Annotated in this window: 3 protein-coding genes; all 3 read left to right on the forward strand. The window is 52.1% G+C overall.

The window, feature by feature from the left end; genetic code table 11:
* On the forward strand, nt 1-1,401 hold a 1,401-nt coding region (locus ACI3UA_RS09030; protein ID WP_439724487.1), incomplete at its 5' end, for a putative sulfate exporter family transporter.
* A 97-nt stretch (nt 1,402-1,498) separates the two neighbouring features.
* Nucleotides 1,499-1,690: a hypothetical protein gene (locus ACI3UA_RS09035; protein ID WP_439724488.1), complete on the forward strand. Its 192-nt coding sequence runs from the start codon at nt 1,499-1,501 to the stop codon at nt 1,688-1,690.
* Between the two features lie 587 nt (nt 1,691-2,277).
* Entirely contained in the window at nt 2,278-2,766 is a 489-nt protein-coding gene (gene purE / locus ACI3UA_RS09040) for a 5-(carboxyamino)imidazole ribonucleotide mutase (RefSeq protein WP_439724489.1), read from the forward strand.
* The last annotated feature ends 59 nt before the right edge of the window (nt 2,767-2,825 follow it).

Here is a 2,825-nt window from a genome sequence, read left to right on the forward strand (position 1 = left end):
TTGATTTTCAGTCTTGGCGCAGGGCAGATTGCAGGCGTTGACCTTTTGGGCTGGGTGGCAAAATTCGGTGTCTGGTCCGATGTGACGAAGGCGGTTGCGCCGAACAGCAAGGCCTTTGCCTTTCTGGGGGCAGGCGGCTCCCTGGTACTGACTTATGGTTTTCTTCTGGCATTGACGACACTGGGGGCCTGGTTCATGGGCAATTCCGTAAAGCGGTTTGCGGCAGGCTTCACGGTGCTGTTCTGGGTGACGGTGGCGGCCAATACCCTTGGCAACTACGCTTATCTGGCGGCCACGCCTAACACGCTGGAAAAATTCGGCATTTCATGGTCACTGGGCCTTGGCGAGCTGGGCTTTGTCATCGCTTTGGCGGTGGGGCTGATTATCGGCAACTTCTTCCCGAAGGCGGCGGCCTTCCTGTCCGTGGCGGCTAAGCCGGAGTGGTACATCAAGACCGGCATCGTCATCCTGGGCATGACCATCGGCATCAAGACCGTGGGGGCCATGGGGCTGGCCAGCACCGTTATCTTCCGCGGCATCTGCGCGGTAGTTGAGGCATACCTGATTTATTGGCCGGTGGTCTACATTCTCTCCCGCAAGGTGTTCAAGTTTACGCCGGAGTGGGCCGCACCGATGGCATCCGGCATTTCCATCTGCGGCGTGGCGGCGGCGATTGCCACCGGCAGCGCCATCCGAGCCAGGGCGATTGTGCCGACGATTCTTTCATCCGTGATTATTGTTTTTGTAGCTGTGGAGCTTTTGGTTCTGCCGTGGGTGGCAAGCACCTTCTTTGCCGATGATCCTCTGGTGGCAGGCGCGTGGATGGGCCTTGCCGTCAAGAGTGATGGCGGCGCGATTGCCTCCGGTGCCATTACCGATTCCCTCATCCGTGCCAGGGCGCTGGCCGAGTACGGCATCAATTATCAGGAGGGCTGGGTGCTGATGGCAACCACTACCGCCAAGGTATTTATCGATGTGTTTATCGGCATCTGGGCCTTTGTGCTGGCGGTGGTATGGTCCGTATTCCCAGTGCTGTCCGGCCGCAGGAAGGGGGAGAGCTACAAGGTTTCCGCAAGGGAAATCGGTGACCGCTTCCCGAAGTTCATTCTGGGCTTTCTGGCTACCTTCCTGATTCTCTTTGGCTGGGGGCTGTCTGATGCGTCCATTGTTCAGGCCGCTACCGCAGGCGCCGGACAGGCAAATCTGCTCCGCGCTATCTTCTTCGGCCTGTGCTTCTTCTCCATCGGCCTGATTACCGATGTGCGCAAGCTGTGGGCAGAAGGACTGGGGCGTATCGTAGGTGTTTATGCCATAGCCCTCTTTGGCTTTATCCTCTGGGTGGGCCTCGGTATCTCCTATCTTTTCTATCACGGCATTCTGCCGCCGGTGGTTGCAGGATAATGGGCTGATATATCCGTAGATAGATAAAATAATGGTAAAAGTGCTTTTGTAGATGATATTTGTGATGTAAAAGATGTAAACGTGGGAGGAAATTGTTATGGCAAATCCGGCAGTTACTTATGAGGATTTTAATGCAGAGGAAAGCGCTGTGCGCGAGGAGCATATTGAGATTATCCGTCAGGAGGCGGAATGGTTTGACCTGACGCCGATTGAAAAGAAGCTGTGCGGCGCGTCCCTGGGGCTGGGGATTGCACTGCTGGCAGTGTTTCTGGTGGTTTTCCGTCTGTAACATACAATATTTCAGTTTTTTGTAAAGTATAATTGCTTGCTTGATTAATACACTGGCGAATAACATAATATCGGTTTATTGCTTTGCTGTATCTGTTCAGACATAAGGAGGGACAGGTTGCGGCATGTACCTAAAGAAAACCTTTGTTGCGCCTCGTTACTTCATTCATCAGAGCCATAGGCGATAGATGAATGTTAGTAACGCGAGGCACAACGAGGAGCGTGTTTTCGTGGGTACTGCTGCTACCTGTCCTTTTTTAGTGTCTGAACAGAATCCACGAACAAAAAAACTCATACATTTATATTATGAAAGTAACAGTTTAGCACAACGATAAACTGAAATCCCCTAATATTGACAGTTTTTTGTGGTTTCTGTTATCATGTAATGGGTGCTTAGCGGGGATTTTCAGTATTTGTCGCTAGGCAATTTAATGTTCCTATGGTAAAATAGGATTGTGTGTGTGTTGATATGCTTATCTTTTGATAAGTTATATCTTATTGCTGTGCCTGCTGTCAGGCGGGAGGTCAATAAGATTTTTTGGAGAATTAGCATAGGTTTGTTATTTGCGAAGGGAAAGTGATTACGCAATGAAGGTATCCATTGTCATGGGCAGTGATTCCGACTGGCCAATTTTAAAGCCCGCTTATGAACTGTTGAAGAAGTTTGACATTGAGGCAGAGGTGATTGTTGCTTCTGCACATCGCACCCCGGCCAAGGTCAGGGAGCTGGTGACCACTGCTCCTGAGCGCGGCATAGGCGCATTTATCTCCGCCGCCGGTGCCGCCGCGCATCTGGGCGGCGTTATTGCCAGCTACACCACCCTGCCAGTCATCGGCGTGCCAATCAATGCCACTCCGCTGAACGGCATGGATGCCCTTCTCAGCACGGTTCAGATGCCGTCCGGCATCCCTGTTGCCACCATGGCTGTCAACGGTGCCAAGAATGCGGCTATTTTTGTTGCCCAGATGTTTGCCCTGTCAGATGCGGAGCTGGCCAAGAAGCTGGTGGATTATCGCGCCAGGATGGTTGAGGAAGTGGAGAAGAAGGCCGCCCGCGTTGAACAGCAGCTGGGATAACCGGCCATGCAGGCAGCTGTAGAAACCGTAAGCCATGTAAAATAATAGACTATATAAAA

Source organism: Anaerovibrio sp. (genome assembly GCF_051866355.1).
Classification (GTDB): domain Bacteria; phylum Bacillota; class Negativicutes; order Selenomonadales; family Selenomonadaceae; genus Anaerovibrio.